The sequence below is a fragment of the Stenotrophomonas maltophilia group sp. Smal12 genome, from assembly GCF_037079935.1.
GTDB classification, from domain to species: Bacteria; Pseudomonadota; Gammaproteobacteria; order Xanthomonadales; family Xanthomonadaceae; genus Stenotrophomonas; species Stenotrophomonas sepilia.
Window position 1 is genome coordinate 1 of the sequence record NZ_JBAWUK010000052.1, and the last position, 15695, is coordinate 15695.

At 67.4% G+C, this 15695-nt stretch carries 17 protein-coding genes and 2 pseudogenes; 13 read left to right on the top strand and 6 right to left on the bottom strand.

The window, feature by feature from the left end:
• Positions 1–125 precede the first annotated feature (125 nt).
• A pseudogene (locus WDC87_RS18200) lies at positions 126–926 on the bottom strand (RHS repeat protein); the annotation flags it as partial.
• Between the two features lie 278 nt (positions 927–1204).
• On the opposite strand from WDC87_RS18200, the pseudogene WDC87_RS18205 reads away from it, so the two are divergent.
• A pseudogene (locus tag WDC87_RS18205) lies at positions 1205–1333 on the top strand (alpha/beta hydrolase); the annotation flags it as partial.
• Between the two features lie 35 nt (positions 1334–1368).
• Here the strand turns inward: WDC87_RS18205 and WDC87_RS18210 are convergent.
• A complete protein-coding gene (locus tag WDC87_RS18210) occupies positions 1369–2163 on the bottom strand; it encodes a helix-turn-helix transcriptional regulator (protein WP_072167551.1) in 795 nt (264 codons plus the stop codon).
• A 166-nt stretch (positions 2164–2329) separates the two neighbouring features.
• Here WDC87_RS18210 and WDC87_RS18215 point away from each other — a divergent pair, with 166 nt between their 5' ends.
• From WDC87_RS18215 to WDC87_RS18235, 5 genes are all read left to right on the top strand, one after another.
• A complete protein-coding gene (locus WDC87_RS18215) occupies positions 2330–4204 on the top strand; it encodes an FUSC family protein (RefSeq protein ID WP_252745218.1) in 1875 nt (624 codons plus the stop codon).
• A 4-nt stretch (positions 4205–4208) separates the two neighbouring features.
• Positions 4209–4418 carry a DUF1656 domain-containing protein gene (locus WDC87_RS18220; RefSeq protein ID WP_072167550.1) on the top strand — a complete coding sequence of 70 codons (210 nt, stop codon included), beginning with the start codon at positions 4209–4211 and terminating at the stop codon, positions 4416–4418.
• A 1-nt stretch (position 4419) separates the two neighbouring features.
• Complete coding sequence (locus WDC87_RS18225; protein WP_227837681.1) at positions 4420–5304, top strand: biotin/lipoyl-binding protein; 885 nt, start codon at positions 4420–4422, stop codon at positions 5302–5304.
• A complete protein-coding gene (locus WDC87_RS18230; protein WP_252745211.1) occupies positions 5301–6737 on the top strand; it encodes an efflux transporter outer membrane subunit in 1437 nt (478 codons plus the stop codon). Before WDC87_RS18225 ends, WDC87_RS18230 begins: the two co-directional genes overlap by 4 nt.
• A 134-nt stretch (positions 6738–6871) precedes the next feature.
• Complete coding sequence (locus WDC87_RS18235) at positions 6872–7219, top strand: RcnB family protein (RefSeq protein ID WP_021204235.1); 348 nt, start codon at positions 6872–6874, stop codon at positions 7217–7219.
• Between the two features lie 50 nt (positions 7220–7269).
• Here WDC87_RS18235 and WDC87_RS18240 read toward each other — a convergent pair whose 3' ends face one another.
• Complete coding sequence (locus WDC87_RS18240; RefSeq protein ID WP_088496080.1) at positions 7270–7587, bottom strand: hypothetical protein; 318 nt, start codon at positions 7585–7587, stop codon at positions 7270–7272.
• Between the two features lie 17 nt (positions 7588–7604).
• Complete coding sequence (locus WDC87_RS18245; RefSeq protein WP_252745212.1) at positions 7605–7793, bottom strand: hypothetical protein; 189 nt, start codon at positions 7791–7793, stop codon at positions 7605–7607.
• Between the two features lie 142 nt (positions 7794–7935).
• Between WDC87_RS18245 and WDC87_RS18250 the strand changes: the two genes are divergently transcribed.
• The 3 genes from WDC87_RS18250 to WDC87_RS18260 all read left to right on the top strand — a co-directional run bounded on the left by WDC87_RS18250 (position 7936) and on the right by WDC87_RS18260 (position 9799).
• Positions 7936–8568 (top strand): hypothetical protein, encoded by a 633-nt coding sequence (locus WDC87_RS18250; protein ID WP_252745213.1) that lies wholly within the window; start codon positions 7936–7938, stop codon positions 8566–8568.
• A gap of 129 nt (positions 8569–8697) precedes the next feature.
• Positions 8698–9324: a hypothetical protein gene (locus WDC87_RS18255; protein WP_252745214.1), complete on the top strand. Its 627-nt coding sequence runs from the start codon at positions 8698–8700 to the stop codon at positions 9322–9324.
• A gap of 82 nt (positions 9325–9406) precedes the next feature.
• Positions 9407–9799, top strand: a complete 393-nt coding sequence (locus WDC87_RS18260) for a diacylglycerol kinase (RefSeq protein ID WP_072167543.1) — start codon at positions 9407–9409, stop codon at positions 9797–9799.
• Positions 9800–9849: 50 nt separating this feature from the next.
• On the opposite strand, the gene WDC87_RS18265 is transcribed toward WDC87_RS18260, so the two are convergent.
• Entirely contained in the window at positions 9850–10773 is a 924-nt protein-coding gene (locus tag WDC87_RS18265) for a M14 family metallocarboxypeptidase (protein ID WP_252745215.1), read from the bottom strand.
• A gap of 146 nt (positions 10774–10919) precedes the next feature.
• On the opposite strand from WDC87_RS18265, the gene WDC87_RS18270 reads away from it, so the two are divergent.
• Genes WDC87_RS18270 through WDC87_RS18285 form a run of 4 tightly spaced genes read left to right on the top strand, consistent with a single transcriptional unit; the run spans position 10920 to position 14841 of the window.
• Positions 10920–11573, top strand: a complete 654-nt coding sequence (locus WDC87_RS18270) for a DUF3348 family protein (protein WP_005416902.1) — start codon at positions 10920–10922, stop codon at positions 11571–11573.
• Between the two features lie 10 nt (positions 11574–11583).
• A complete protein-coding gene (locus WDC87_RS18275) occupies positions 11584–13848 on the top strand; it encodes a DUF802 domain-containing protein (protein ID WP_088496083.1) in 2265 nt (754 codons plus the stop codon).
• Positions 13845–14483 (top strand): OmpA family protein, encoded by a 639-nt coding sequence (locus WDC87_RS18280; protein WP_252745216.1) that lies wholly within the window; start codon positions 13845–13847, stop codon positions 14481–14483. Before WDC87_RS18275 ends, WDC87_RS18280 begins: the two co-directional genes overlap by 4 nt.
• Positions 14473–14841: a DUF2894 domain-containing protein gene (locus WDC87_RS18285; protein WP_252745217.1), complete on the top strand. Its 369-nt coding sequence runs from the start codon at positions 14473–14475 to the stop codon at positions 14839–14841. The genes WDC87_RS18280 and WDC87_RS18285 overlap by 11 nt, the downstream gene beginning before the upstream one ends.
• A 398-nt stretch (positions 14842–15239) precedes the next feature.
• Here WDC87_RS18285 and WDC87_RS18290 read toward each other — a convergent pair whose 3' ends face one another.
• Positions 15240–15686: a transposase gene (locus tag WDC87_RS18290; RefSeq protein ID WP_072167537.1), complete on the bottom strand. Its 447-nt coding sequence runs from the start codon at positions 15684–15686 to the stop codon at positions 15240–15242.
• Positions 15687–15695: the final 9 nt, after the last annotated feature.

The following is a 15695-nucleotide window of genomic DNA, read 5'->3' on the forward strand; positions in this document are numbered from 1 at the left end:
TACATCGAGATGTTCTACAACCCGATCCGCCGGCATGGTTCCGCTGGCGGCGTGTCACCGGTAGAGTTTGAAAGGCGCTACGCGCAGAGCGGCAACTGAGTGTCTACAGAACTCTGGCCGGTCCAGACATTGCCGTCGCAGGTACCGCCGTTGGAGGCCGGGTCCTTGTCGGGAATCGGACTCATGTTCGCCGCTGTATCGTTGCGGGACATGGGGCAGCTACCGTTGCCGCCGTCCTTGTCGCACTTCTGCGACTTCGAGGTGATGGTTGCAACGAATTCTTCGCTGACGCAGGCGTTGTGTGTGTTGGACCACTGCGTGAAGGGGATCGGGCAGTTCAAGCGTCGCATGCGAGCAAGCCCTGTCGTTCCTGCGTCGAAGGGCACGCACGGAGACTCCGCCGAATTGCTGCCCAGCATGCCGGTGACCCGGTACTCCCTGACCTCCGAAATTCCGTCCATCCCTGGAGCAGTTGGGCCCCATTCTCCTTCCGGCACAGCAGTTTCCCCAGGGCACTGGGGATTGATGTCCTGCAAGTCTGCAATGAGCGCTTCCAGCACTTCCTCTTCGGACAGGAAGCCACCATCACCCGCGCCGTAGTAAGTCCAGTCAGGATCGGAGGGCTGAGTCTTTCCCATCCAGTAGGTAATCGCCGTGTTTCCGTTCAAGTCCACGACTTTCGACTTGATCTTGTCGACGTACTGCCAGCCGAACTGGAACTCCGGCGGGAAGGGGCTGGGCGCCGGCAGATTCTTGATGCCGGCCACCGCCGCCTGCTGGGTCTTGTACTGGGTCGCATCGCCACCGGGCTGCGAAATACGCCAGGTGATCTTGCTTTCCTGCGCCTGTACAACAGCCGGCGCAATGCAGCCAGCGGCAACAATCGCCAGCGCGGCACGCGAGAGGGTCTTCAGTCGTTCCAACATCCCTGTTCTCCTTCCTGGACGAACACAGCGCCGGCGGGAACGAGAACGCGGAGCTGAGCCCACGCGTCGTGCATCGGATCGTCCCTGGTCCGGAATGCGGCAGTGCCACATGCCGCCTTTATCGGCGAGGACGCTTGCACATTCAAGTGTGGAGTCGCGCAACCGGTCACAGATTCAAGCATCCGTGGCCATTCAGCGGCCTACGCCGGGCTCCCATGACTTCCTCTACAGGGAGTCCGTGTTCATAGCTCACAAAACTACCAGCACAATCTCCCACACACGCCCTGCTCTTCCCGGGCTTCACGCGCGGCTCGCACCGCTACCTGGCAACCGGCCTCACCCTCCAGCGCGAGGAACCCGCTGCGGTGGTGGCCGCGATTCAATCGGTCTCCGACACCTCGAAGTAGCCGTTCCAGGCAACGGCTTCGCCCGTTGTTCCCCGCTACCGCCCACGCAAGCGCACCGCGAAGTACCGCGCCGGGGAAAGGCCAAGCGCCTTCTTGAACATCGTAATGAAGGCCGTCACCGACTCATAGCCCAGCGTCTCGGAAACGCGTTGTACCGGTGCACCCGTGGCAAGTTCCCGAATGGCGATGAGCAGGTGCAGCTGCTGCCGCCAGCGCCCGAAGGACAATCCCGTTTCCCGTTCGATGAGCCGGGTCAACGTGCGCTCGCCCAGGGCCAGGCGCACCGCCCACTGGCTGATGGTGCTGCGATCTGCCGGATCCGCCGACAGCGCCGCCGCCAGCGCACGCACCTTCGGGTGATGGCTGACCGGCAACGACAGATGCTCGGCCGGCATCTGTACCAGCTCGTCCAGCAACACCCGCGCCAACCGGTCGGTGTGGCTGCCATGCGGGTAGTCCAGCGGCGCGTCGGCCAGGTGCAGGATCATCTCGCGCAGCATCGGCGAGATCGCCAGCGTCACGCACTGCGCCGGCAGGTCGACGACGCCGGGCTCGACGAACAGGTAGCACAGGCGCGCGTTGGCGGTGGCGCGATTGCTGTGCGGCATGCCGCCCGGGATCCAGACGCCACACTGGGGCGGCACGATCCACAACGCATTGGCCACTTCGCAGGTCACCGCGCCATGCAGCGCAAGAATGAGCTGGCCCTTGCGGTGTTCATGCACGGGAATCTCTGCGTCGTGCTCGGCCACCTGCAGGCGGCTGGCAACCGCCGGGCGGTCGGTCTCGTCCGGGTCCAGGTCAAAGCCGGGGAGCGAAATGCGAGCCATTCTCACATTGACCGATTTTAGCGATTGATTATCATTGTAGCGAAATTAGTCGTTGCGGCCGATCACTAGCATGAGCCGCATGCACCTCCCCACACCTTTCCTTCCCCACCTGCTCCAGGCATTCGCCCGATTGAAAAGCCCTGCCCTCCGGACCGACCAGGAGGCCGTGCTGTTCTCGCTCAAATGCCTGCTCGCCGCGTCGCTGGGGCTGTATGTCTCCCTGCGGATCGGCCTGAATCGCCCGTTCTGGGTGATCGGCACGGTCTATCTGGTGTCGCAGCCCCTTTCCGGGGCGACACTCAGCCGCGGCCTGTTCCGCCTGCTCGGTACCGTGGGCGGGGCCGTCGCCACCGTCGCGCTGGTGCCACGTTTCGCCAATGCACCCCTGGTGCTGAGCGCCGCGCTCGCCGCGTGGATGGCGCTGTGCCTGTACCTGGCGATGCTCGACCGCACGCCGCGTGCCTATGCGTTCCTGCTGGCCGGCTATACCACCAGCCTGATCGGGTTTCCTGCGGTGATGGTGCCGGCAGACGTGTTCACCATCGCCATCACGCGGGTGCAGGAAATCGCCATCGGCATCCTGGCGGCTACGCTGGTACATGGGCTGGTGCTGCCGCGCCGGGTTTCGTCGCGCGTGCGCGCACGGGTTGCTGCCGTGCTGGATGATGCGGAACGATGGACACGGGACATGCGCGCCGGTGCATCGGACACGGTGCTGGTGACGGACCGCTCGAAAGTGGCAGCCGACCTGCTTGATCTGCACGTGTTGTCGATCCACCTGCCCTTCGACAGCGCCCACGGCGTGGCCCAGGTGCAGATCCTGCGCGCCCTGCATGACCGGATGCTGGACGTCCTGATGCTGTCCAGCGCGGTGGAAGATTCCATCGCTCGGCTGCGTTCACCGCAGGCCGGCACAATGGATGCAAGCGGCTGGCGCGATCTGCTGCAGGCCAGCCTCGCCACGCAACAGGCCGAGCTCGACCTGGCCCACGCCGACTGCCGCGTGCTGCAGGCGCAACTGCACACTGCCCGGCCCGACTGGCGCTTGCATGTACCTGCTCGCCTTGCGCGACATGCGCGTGGTGCGGCGCTTCACCGGGATCATCAGCTTGCCCTGCGCAGCGCGCTGGGCGCGTTCGTGGGCATCCTGCTGAGCTGCGTTCTGTGGATCGTCACCGGCTGGTCGGAGGGCGCCACGGCGGTGTCCATCATCGGCACGGCGTGCGTGCTGTTCGGCACGATCGAAGCGCCAGCGCCGCATGTTATGCGCTACCTGGTCGGCTCCGCCATCGGTGTCGCCGTCGGTCTTGTGTACGCCCTGGTGATCATTCCTTCGCTGTCGGGTATCGCCGGCCTGGTCGCCGCGCTCGCGCCGGTGCTGCTGCTGTGCGGATCGTTCCTGGCCCGGCCGCCCTACATCATGGCCGCGCTGGGCGTGGTGCTGACCTTCCCGCTCATCGCCGGCCTGGGTGCGACCAATGCGATCAATATCGTCGGCGCACTCAACAACAGCGTTGCGTTGTTCATCGGTACGACGGTGGCACTGTGCAGCATGCAGCTGTTCCAGACCGCCGATGCGGGCCGCAACCGCGCTCGGTTGGAGCGTTCGATCCGTCGGGACATCGCACGACACGCCGCCGGACAAGGTGATTTGACCCGGGCCTGGCTCAGCCGCATGCTGGATCGAATCGGGCTGCTCGCTCCCAGGCTGCAGGGCCGTTCCAGCGCGGCACACGACCTGCGGGCATTGTTTGCGGGCGTGCGCGCGGTACGAGCATCCAACCAACTCCGCGCACTGGACAAGTGCCAGGACAACCCGCAGGTCCGGGCGCTTCATGCGGCGCTGGTCGAACGCATCGCCGCACATTTCAGGGTACGCGCCCACTCGGTACGCAGTGTCGACATCCATCTTCTGGAACTGCTCGACCGCATGCGCGAGGCCGCGACGGCCAGTAGCGGGGCTGATCGGGATCACCTGTTGCATCTGCTCTGCAGCCTGCGCCGCGACCTGCTGGTACCCACGCTCACCCATCGGCACTGAGCTCATGCTTCCTGATCTTTCGATTGACGGCGTGCTGATTCCCGGCCTGCTTGCGGTGGCCGTCGCCGCGCTGGCGGTGTCGGTACTGACCTCACGTTTCCTCGCCAGCCTCGGTCTGTACCGGTTGTTCGCCGCGTGGCCACTGGTGGGCCTGTCCCTGTTCGTGATCCTGGCGGAGCTGATGATCCGGCTCGCGCCCCTGTTCGAGAAATGAAATGAAACACACGCTTGCTGTCATCGGGCGCTGGAGCGCAACCCTGGTGGTGTTCGCAATTGCCGTCGTCGCTGCACTGGCCATCTGGCATCGCTACGAAACACGCCCGTGGACGCGCGATGGACGGGTGCGTGCCGACGTGGTGCGCGTTGCATCAGACATGGGGGGGCTGGTCACCCAGGTGCTGGTGCACGATAACCAGCGGGTGAGCGCCGGACAGCTGCTGCTGGTGCTGGACCAGCCGCGCTTCGCTGCCGCACTTGAGAAGGCCGACGCAGCGGCCAGCAGCGCACGCGCCACGCTGGCGCTGGCCCGCCGCGAATCGACGCGGGACAACGCACTGGGCAACCTGGTCGCTTCGGAAACCCGCGAACGCAATGCCGCCAAGGTCGATACCGAGCTGGCCGCCCTGGCACAGGCGCGGGCCGAACAGCGCGTTGCCCGGCTCAATGTGCAACGCACCGAGGTGCGCGCGACCACCGATGGCATCGTCACCAACCTGGACCTGCACGCGGGCGACTACCTGCAGCCGGGGGCACAGGCGCTGGCGCTGATCGACACCCGCAGCCTGCGCATCGAGGGCTATTTCGAGGAAACCAAGCTGGGCTGCATCACCGAGGGCGATGCCGCCGTGGCCCGGCTGATGGGCGACGACCACGACGTGCGCGGGCAGGTGGATACCATCGCCGCCGGCATTGCCGACGATCAGCGCTCAAGCACGCACAACCTGCTCCCCGCCGTAGCGCCGACGTACACCTGGGTGAGGCTGGCACAGCGGATCCCGGTACGCATCCGCATTGATGATGCACGGCCGGATACCCGCCTGATCGTCGGTCGCACTGCGAGTGTGACCATCACGCCCTCGGCACAGGGAACCTGCAAGTGAGCCTGCGAACACTACGCGGTGGGCTGCTTGCCCTGCTGCTGCCGATGACGGCCTGCGTCTCCGGCCCCGACTATCACCTGCCTGCGAATGCCGTCGCTGCCTCCACACGCGCGGCGCAGCCGTTCGTCTCGGGCAAGGAGGCATCGTTCAGCCACGACGCGCCACCCGATCGGTGGTGGCAACTGTATGGCGACCCCCAGCTTGACGGCTACGTGCGCGAAGCACTGGCGGCCAACACGGACCTGCGCGCCGCCGATGCCAACCTTCGGCGCGCCAGCGCTACCGTGCTGGAGTACCGCGCGCGCGGTGCCGTGCAGGCCGACGTGGATGCATCGGCCACGCTCACCCGTGCCGGTGGCTACACCCAGGCGTCGGCCGCGCCGCAGTCCTATGCGCTGGGCCTTCACCTCTCCTATCCACTGGATCTTGCAGGCGGCATCCGCCGCGGCATCGAAGCCGCCAACGCCGACGCGGAGGCTGTCGCTGCGGCACGCGACCAGGTCCGCGTGGTCGTCGCTGCTGCTGTCACCCGTGCCTATCTCCAGATCTGCACAAGCAATCACACGCTCGCTGCGACCCGGCAGGTGCTGGCGATACAGCGCGCCACGCTGGAGGCAACCCGTCGCCTGGCCGCGGGCGGGCGCGGAACGGACTTCGATGTCAGCCGTGCCGGAGCGGCGGTCAACCGCAGCGCGGCGGCGGTGCCGCACCTGCTGGCGAAGCGCCAGGCCGCACTGTTCGAACTGGCCGCGCTGATGGGCAGGGTGCCGGCAGACTATCCGAGGGAGGCGGAAGCGTGCCCGCGCCCCCCGGAGCTGGGGCAGGCGCTGCCGGTCGGTGAGGGCTGGCAGCTGCTCCAGCGGCGCCCCGACATACGTGCCGCCGAGCGGAGCCTTGCCGCGGCCACGGCCATGATCGGCGTAGAGACCGCGGAACTCTATCCGCAGGTCACCCTGGGCGCGTCCCTGGGCACGGCGGGCATGCGAGGGCAGCTGCTTTCCGCCAACGGTTTCGGGGCGAGCGTCGGGCCGCTGCTGTCATGGCACTGGCCCAACCGCCGCGCCACCAAGGCCCGCATCGCAGCGGCCGGTGCCAATGCAGATACCGCTCTTGCTTCCTTTGACGGCGCGGTGCTGCAGGCACTGCGCCAGACCGAGACTGCGCTTTCTGCCTGCACGCAGGAGCTCGAACGCGAGCGCAGCCTGGCACAGGCGCGTGGGGACGCAGCGCGGGCCGCGGGGCAGGCGCAGCAGCTCTACCGTTTCGGCAGGATCGATTTTCTCGATGTGCTTTCGGCCCAGGCCGCACTGGCAGATGCGGAGTCCGCGTTGGCCGCATCGCGCGCGGACCGGGTCGATCGCCAGATGGATCTGTTCCTGTCACTGGGCGGTGGTTGGGGCGCAACGGATCCGGCCCGGGACGGGACCCGTTGATCCGTTCCGGGACGGCGACTGCACGTCACGCCGTGTGTTCAGGAAAGTGCCGCGCACACCCGTATTCATTCACGCTGCCTGCCCTATATTCCCGCCACAGCGCCGCATGCCGCGGCCATGACGGAGGCATCTCCATGAAGACCACACGTTTGCTTGCCATCGCCTTGACCACCGCCACCGCGTTGGCTGCGGCCCCCGCCTTCGCCGATCCGCCGCACCACGCCCGCGGCAACGGCCCGCCGCCGCATGCAGGCGGCCCGCACAACCGCGATGCGCCGCCGCCGGGCTGGCAGAAGAAGGCCTGGCGTCGTGGCGACCGCCTGCCCTGGGCCGAAGTGGACCGCCGCTACTGGGTAGACGACTACGCGCGCTACGACCTGCGCAATCCGGGTCGCGGCCAGCGCTGGGTGCGCCAGTCCGACACCGAGTATCTGTTGGTGGAGATCGCGACCGGCTTGATCATCGACGCGCTGCATCGCTGAGACCTCCTGCGGTGTCCCTCCGCGCGGCAGCACGCCACTTGGAGGGATACTCACGACCGGGGCTGTGACGGTCGGCGGCGCTTGCGCCCCCGACGCTGCACCTGCCTCCGCGGCCGCCCGGCATGCATGCCCTCCCGCAGTGCGATATACGCGCACATCAGCGCTGTGGCAAACAGTCCCATCGCCACCAGCAGTTCGAATCCCCGATCACCGAAGAGCAGGCGGAGGGAGACCTCCAGTGAGCACAGCCTGCCACAGCGCAGGCCCTGCTCGTTGAAGCCATGGACGAGCACCAGCACGCCCATCAGCCCGCACAACGCCATCAGGGCCAGGCTTGCGATGAAGACGAAAGGTCGATGGATGCGCATGCGTTCGTCGCGGTCTTCTAGGGTGACGTCAAGCGCGACGTTGTGAGCACGCGATCGGAAGCATCCAGCTCCACCGACCAGGCTTCGGTATCCAGGCCCAACCGGTTCTCATACCACCATCGCTGCGCACAGAGACCACTGCATTCACGGCTGGCATAGCGGGTAAAGGGAACACCGGCATGCTCCACCACGTCAGGTTGCCCCATTGACAGATCCCCTCCTGCGCCGCCCGCCCGCGCATCATCCGCGCAGACCTTCCTCAACGTCAAACCGGCCTGTTGCGGCGCCCGTCATCCGTGCTGGCGTGCGCCGACCGATGATTCAGGATGAACACAGGGACGCCCGTCGATGGCAGGCAAGAGCCGGAAGGACAGGATCGCGCAGGAGATCGGCCTGTTCATGCAGCAGTACGCGCGCAAGGCGCAGCGCCATGCAGAACCCTGCGACCGGCCGTACGACCGGGGCTGGAAGCGCGGCTCAAGCGCTTGCCGCCCTAAGAAGTGGGTAGGCTGCTTTCCGCAGAGCATGACGAGGATGACCAGCCCCGTTGCATGGGCCAGGCGCGCCATTGTCGTGACGTTCTGTATCGCGCTATGCGCCTGCGGTATGGTGATGGACAGTTCGTTCGACACCCTGCAGGAGGCGCTTGACTCCGACAGGGTGAACAAGGGGTGGATTCCCGGCTGGGTGCCGCAAGCGGCGACCGATCTGCGGGAGGTACATGACCTCGACTCGAACACCAGCGCGCTGGCCTTCACCAAACCCCCTGCGGCATCACTGCAGCTGCCGGCGGATTGCCAGGCAACGACATTCAGTAGCAGCGATCCTGTTGCGTTCGATCGATACTGGTGGCCGGGCGACGGGACGCTCAAGTCGTCGTACCGCGTCTTTCGCTGCGCGCCCGAATCCGGAAAATCCGTCTTCGTCGCCGTCAACACGGCCGAAGACCACGTGCTTTTCTGGCGAACCTTCGCGCGCTGATGCGCGAGCGGCACCTCACTCCTCCCCAGGACTTCTCGGTGATCTATTCGATCCGCGATTCACGCAGCCCGGCCGATTGAGCGATCTGTCAGACTGGCGCACACCTTTCGTCCATGCCCGCCAGACCCGATGACCCGCATTGCCGACCTCAGCGCCGACCAGCTCGCGCACCATGCCCTCAACATCTTCATCGCCCAGGGCCGTCACGTCGAAGGTGCGCGGGTGATCTACCGGGCGCTGCAGCTGGACCCGCATCATCCCGGTGCCCTGCGCTGCCTGAGCGATTTCCTGGCCCACCAGGGCACCGAGCCCTTCGCGGCGGCCACGCTGGAGCACGCCCTGTCCGGCGCCGTTCCACTGAATGACGATGCGCGCCGGATGCTGGATGACCTGCGTTTCCTCGACATCTGGTCCTGGGGATTCTCGCGGCACGTCTCTGGCGAAGCCAACCTCAACGGTGATGCCTTCCAGCGGCGCGAGGACTTCGTCTTCGATGGGCCGGCCTATGCGGCCTTCCTCAACACGGTCACCGAGCCGGCCGGTTCATTGCAGGGCGCCTTCCAGGCCGCAGTCCGCATCTGCGGGCTGATGTCCGGCCTGCTGCGCCATGCGGAGAAGGACAATCCGGCGTTCGATGACGTGCTGCGATCCTCCGCCTTCGTCGAGACCGAGGCGTACCCGGCATGGTTGGCCTCGCCGACGGATGAGCTGGACGCCCTCGACCAGGCCATCCAGGCGCAGCGCCAAGGCGGCTGAAGGAAAATCCAACGGGCGTCCGACGCCTTCCCGACGCCTGCCTGCACATCCTGTCGTGAGGTCAACTCACGGCAGGACCGGCATGCAGCCACTTCACCCCAGGGACAGCGGCAAGTACCCGCACGGCAAGACCGGGCTTCGCCGTATCTTCCATACGCTGATCCATTCGCGCGATGGCTTCATTGCCACCTTCCGTGGCGAAGCAGCCTTCCGGCAGCTGTTGCTGCTGCATGCACTGCTGATCGCCACCGCGTTCCTGCTGGACATCAGCAGGGTCGAACGCGCCGTGGTGCTGGCGGCCTGCTTCATCAGCCTGCTGGTGGAACTGCTCAACTCGGCCATCGAAGCGGTGGTCGACCGCATCTCGCTTGACCACCACCCACTATCCAAGAACGCCAAGGACATGGGCAGCGCCGCACAGACCACCGCGCTGCTGATGGTCGGTACGGTGTGGGGCGTGATCCTGCTGGGCTAGCGCACGCCCGACCCGCCGGGCAGGGCCCGGCGCTACCTCGTGTTGATGCGCTACTGCGCCGCCAGGGCGAAATCCAGGCCGGCGCACACCGCCGCCACCTGGGCGTCGTTGCATTCCTGCGGGTTGGTGCGCGGGCTGTCCGGGTAGACCTCGGTGGTGGTGGCAAAGCGTGCGTCGGTGAAGCCGGCGCAGGCGCCGATCGAACGCGACTCGCCCCAGACCACGCCCGGCGACTGCAGCGGCAGGCCGACCAGGTTGCCGTCGGCATCGGCCGGAGCGATGTGGGTGATGGGCGCCACTGCGGCGATCAGGGCCTTCTGGAACGCGGCCTGCGGGTCTTCGCTGTTGCCGATCACATAGAAGCCATCGGGAATCGTGTCGCGCTCGAACGGCTTGCCGTCGCGGGCGCAACGCGCCGGATCGAACTCGTGCAGGTCGCTGTCGGTGGTTTCGTGCAGGTCCAGGTGCACCAGCAGGTTCGGCTTGCGCTCGGCCACCCAGCGCATCAGGGCGGCCGCTTCCTCGATCTGGCCACCGTCACGGAAGCTGCGGTTCGGATCGATCGCATCCGGGTTCCAGCGCTGGATGCGCTCGTAGCCCCACGGGCTGACGCACGGCGCCACGATCAGGTTCAGCCGACCCAGGTAACGCTCGGCCTGCTGTTCCAGGAACTGCAGGGCGCCGTGCACGCCGCTGGTCTCGTAGCCATGTACGCCGCCGGTGATCAGCGCGGTCGGCAGCGCCGGGTTCCAGTCGTGGTTGACCACCGCGAACAGCGGATAATGGTCCGGCGCATAGTCCAGCTGGCCGTACTGGATCACGTCGAAAACGCTGTCGTCCAGGCGTTCGAGGGCGGCCACCACGTCATCGTGGTAGCTGCGCTGGCGCTGCTGGCGGGCCCGCCACTGTGCGCGTTCCACATCGCCCCAGGGCTGTCCGGGGGTGCCGATCGGGTAGAACTGCGCAACAGTCATGGGGGTACTCCAAGGGTCGAGCGGGTGGATGCAGCCGGACATTCTAAGCCTTGTCGCGCCTGCAGGTACCGCCCCCCACGCCCCGCCTTCATCCAGCCGGGGTCATCTGGCTGTAAAATCAGCGGTTTTTGGCCCCTCACCCCTTGATGGCGAACGCAGCGCAGCCGGTCCTGGGTGGACCGGAGTTCCTCCGCCTGCTCGCCCGTCTCAGCGACGGCGCGATGCCGGCCAGCAGTCCCGCTCTGACCGATCGCCTCGGCCAGTGGGTGGACTGGAGCCGTGCCGTGGCCCTGTCCGGCGCGTTGGGCGGACGCCTGCCCGAGCCCGGCGAAGCTGCCGAGGGGGCCGAGGATGTACTGGCCGACTGCGCCCAGGCCCATGCCAGCCTGCTGGCCTCGATCCGCGAGGACGCCGAGGCCGAGCGCCTGCTGGACCTGGCCGAGGCCGCTGCCGCACCCAACTTCGCTTCGCTGCGCCAGCGCTACCGGGTGCTGCAGCAGGCCATCCAGACCGCCACCGGGCGCCTGCGCGGCCGCCTGCGCGACCAGCTGGTACAGGTCTCGCCGGAGCTGGCGCGACTGGCCGAGGTTGATGCGGTGATGGAACAGACCCTCACCCCGCGCGAGCACAGCCTGCTGGCCACCGCGCCGGCGGTGCTCGGCGCCCGTTTTGAACGCGTGCATGGCCAGCCCGGCTGGCGCGCGGCCTTCCGCCATGACATGCGCACGCTGCTGCTCGCCGAGCTGCAGCTGCGCTTCCACCCGATCGAAGGGCTGCAAGACGCCCTGCGCTCCCACTGACCGGAACACCATGTCCAGAACTGCTCTCCATGTCGTTGTTTTCCTTGTCGGCCTGCTGGCCGTGTGCTGGATCGGCATTGGCTACGTTTCGGTGCATCCGCTGGGTGCAGCGGTGGCGGCAATCATCGCGGCCTGCTACATCGCCGGCGGCGTGGAGCTGTACCGCTACCGCCAGGCCAGCAACGGCCTGCGCGCCGCACTGAACGACCTGTCCAGCGCAAAGGAAAGCCTCGCTCCCTGGCTGGAGCGCGTGCCGGTGGGCCTGCGCAACGCCGTGCGCCTGCGCGTGGAAGGCGAGCGCACTGCCCTGCCCGCGCCGGTGCTGACCCCGTACCTGGTCGGCCTGCTGGTGCTGCTCGGCATGCTCGGCACCCTGCTGGGCATGATGGATACCCTGCGCGGCACTGGCCTGGCCCTGCAGAGCGCCACCGACATGGCCGCCATCCGCGGCTCGCTGGCCTCGCCGGTGCAGGGCCTGGCGGTGGCCTTCGGTACCTCGATCGCCGGCGTGGCCAGCTCGGCGATGCTCGGTCTGTTGGCCGCGCTGCTGCGCCGCGACCGCCTGCAGGCCGTGCAGCAGCTGGACCGCGCCATTGCCGGCGACCTGCACCCGTATTCGCAGGCCTGGCAGCGCGCCGAATCCCTGCGCCTGCTGCAGGCACAGTCCGCCGCGCTGCCGGCGCTGGTCGACCGCCTGCAGGCGATGACCAGCACCTTTGAACAGCACAGTGCGGCCGCCAATGAGCGCCTGCTGGCAGGCCAGGCCGAGTTCCTGACGCAGAGCCAGGCGCTGCAGGAACGCCTGGCCCTGTCGCTGCAGCAGTCGCTGCGCGAAGGTGCCGAAGCCAGTGCCGCGGCCATCGGTGGCGCGCTGCAGCCGATGGCCGAGACCACCCTGGCCGGTCTGGCTCACCATGGCGAAGCGTTGCATGCCCGTGTCGAGCGGGCCGTGCAACAGCAGCTTGCGGGCCTGAGCGACGGTTTCGAACGCAGCCGGGTCGCCACCGAAGCCAGCTGGGCCAAGGTGGTGAGTGAACAGTCCCAGGCGCAGCAGGCGCTGGTGAGTGATCTGCGCCAGCACCTGCAGGCCTTCAGCGATGGCCAGGGCACGCATGCCGAAGCGTTGATCGCGCGCATCGGCGAGCGCCTGCAGGCCGATGCCAACGGCAACGCCGAGGCCTGGCGCGCCGCCATCGAGCAGCAGCAGGCACTGAACAGCGCGCTGATCGAGCGCCAGCAGCAGGCGCTGCTGGCGGCCGGCCAGCAGCTGGACGAGCACGCGCAGGCACTGCTGCAGGCACTGGAACAGCGCCACAGCGCCAGCCAGTCGCTGCTGCAGGACCACGAACAGCAGCGCTCGCAACAGTGGCAAGCCGCCCAGGCCGCCGCCGCGACTGCGCATGCCCAACTGCAGGCCAGCCTGGACAGCCGCGAGCAGCAGCGCCAGGCACGCTGGGACGCGGTCAGCGCCGAGTTGCAGCAGGCCCACGCCGCCCTGCAGGCGCAACTGCAGGCCGGTGACGAACAGCGCCTGCAGCGCTGGAGCGATGCCCTGCAGCACGTTTCCACCGAGCTGGCCGAGCGCCTGCAGGCCAATGGCGAACGCCTGGCTGCACAGCAGCAACGGGTCTGCGACGCGCTGGCGGCCACCGCACAGCAGATCGGCGAGAACGGTCGCGCGCAGGCCAGTGCCACGCTGGCCGAAGTGTCCACCCTGCTGCAGACCGCCGCGGCCGCGCCGAAGGCTGCCGCCGATGTCATCAACGAGCTGCGCAGCACGCTGTCCGAGAGCCTGGTACGCGACAACGCAATGCTGGAAGAGCGCGGCCGCCTGCTGGCCACCGTGCAGACCCTGCTCGATGCGATCAACCACGCATCGCACGAACAGCGCACCGCGGTGGACGCACTGGTTGGCGGTTCGGCCGAGCTGCTGGAGCGTGTCGGCAACCGCTTTACCGATCATATCGCCGCCGAGACCGGCAAGCTGGATGGCATTGCGGCAGCACTTACCGGCAGCGCGGGTGACGTCGGCCAGCTGGCCGGCGCCTTCGGTGAAGCGGTCGCGCAGTTCGGCAGTGCCGCCACCGAGCTTTCCGGCCGCCTGGAACAGATCGGTGGTGCACTGGATGCCTCGCTGGCCCGAAGCGATGAGCAACTGGCTTACTACGTAGCGCAGGCGCGCGAGGTGGTCGACCTCAGCCTGCTGTCGCAGAAGCAGGTGATGGAAGAACTGCAGCAGCTGGCCACACGCCGCGGCAAGGCCGGCAGCGCATGAGCGACGAGCTGGAGGTCGATGGCGGCTCGCACGCGCCGATCTGGGCCGCCTTCGGCGACCTGATGTCGGTGCTGCTGGGTGCGTTCGTGCTGATCCTGGTGGGTGTGGTCGCGGTGCAGCTGGAGCTGTCGCAGCGGCTGGAGCAGGAAGTGAAGCAGCGCCAGGCCGAGGCCAAGCGCCTGCAGACGCTGGAGCAAGCGTTGGCCGGACCGCTGGCGGCCGGCCGCGTGACGCTGGTGAATGGCCGCATCGGCATCAGCGGCAGCGTGCTGTTCGCGCTCAACTCCGACCAGCTGCAGCCGGAAGGCCAGGAGCTGCTGCGCAGCCTGGCCGCACCGCTGGCCGCCTATCTGGGCAGCCGCGAAGAGATCCTGATGGTCAGCGGCTTCACCGACGATGCGCCCGTGCGCGAAGGCAACCGCCGCTTTGCTGACAACTGGGAGCTGTCCGCGCAGCGCTCGCTGATCGTGACCCGCACCCTGATCGCCGATGGCGTACCGGCCGACGCCGTGTTCGCCGCCGCGTTCGGCAGCGAGCAGCCGGTCAGTTCCAACGCCAATGAGGAAGGCCGCGCGCGCAATCGCCGCGTGGAAATCGCGCCGATTCCCAAGCCCAAGGCGGCGGATGGCAAGTAAACCGCCCGCCCTGGAAGGCCTGCGCGCATTGGTGCGTGACCTCAATGCGGGGTCGCGCTCGCTGCCGTATTACCCACAAGTGCCGATGCTGCAGCAGGTGCAGCGCGAGTGGTCGGAGCTGCGCAGCGAACTGCAGGTGCGCCGCTCGCTGCGCGCCGAGGCTCCGGCTGACGGCGGCCCGCTGAACTCGGCGGTGCTGGTGCAACGCATGCTCGACACGATGCAGGCCACCAGCCCCGGCTACCTGCGCCACTTCATCGACTATGTGGACACCTTGTCCTGGCTGCAGGCGCTGCAGGACAGCGCCGCCAGCGGCGGTGATACCACAAAGCCAAAGCGTACGCGCAAGCCGCGCTGAACACTGAATGGTAGTGCCGGTCGCCGGCCGGCAGCTACGCATCTCAGCGCAGGTCATGTGGTTGCCGGCCAGCGGCCGGCACTACCATCGAGGGTGCTCTGTGCGCCGGAACGCGATCTGCGCTGCGCGTCGGCTCTGCTGTGGTAGTGCCGGCCGCTGGCCGGCATCACATCCAGGCCGACCACGGCCGAAGCGCGCGCAGGCGGCGCTGAACAGCGAATGGCCGCGCTGAACATTGAATGATGGTGCCGGCCGCTGGCCGGCAGCTACGCATCTCTGCGCGGGTCATGTGGTTGCCGGCCAGCGGCCGGCACTACCATCGAGGGTGCTCTGTGCGCCGGAACGCGATCTACGCTGCGCGTCGGTTCTGCTGTGGTGGTGCCGGCCGCTGGCCGGCATCACATCCAGGCCGACCACGCATAGGGATACTCGCCAATCTGTCCAGCGAGACCGGCGCGTACCGGATTCCCCAGGATGTACAACGCCTGCCGCGCCAGCGACTCTTCGGTCCTCAATGCATGATCGAAGTAGCCGGGCTGCCACACCGTGCTTCGACGGCCCGCCAGGCGATTCAGGGCAAGCGCGCTCGACGACTTCATCCGGCGCGCGATGTCGGGAAGGTCAGCTGCACGCAGCTCGAACATCCAGTGGACGTGATCCGGCATGACGACCCATGCGTGTGACCGTACGAGCCCGCGCTGTTCGATGCAATCGAACTGATCGATTACACATGCTGCCGAAGCATCGCTTTCAAAGAGCCTGCGGCGCTGATGCGTGGTGGTGGTCAGAACGTAGGCCTGGCCAATGATCGAGCGACGGCCCAGGCGGAGGCGATGGCTGCTCATGCGCCATGA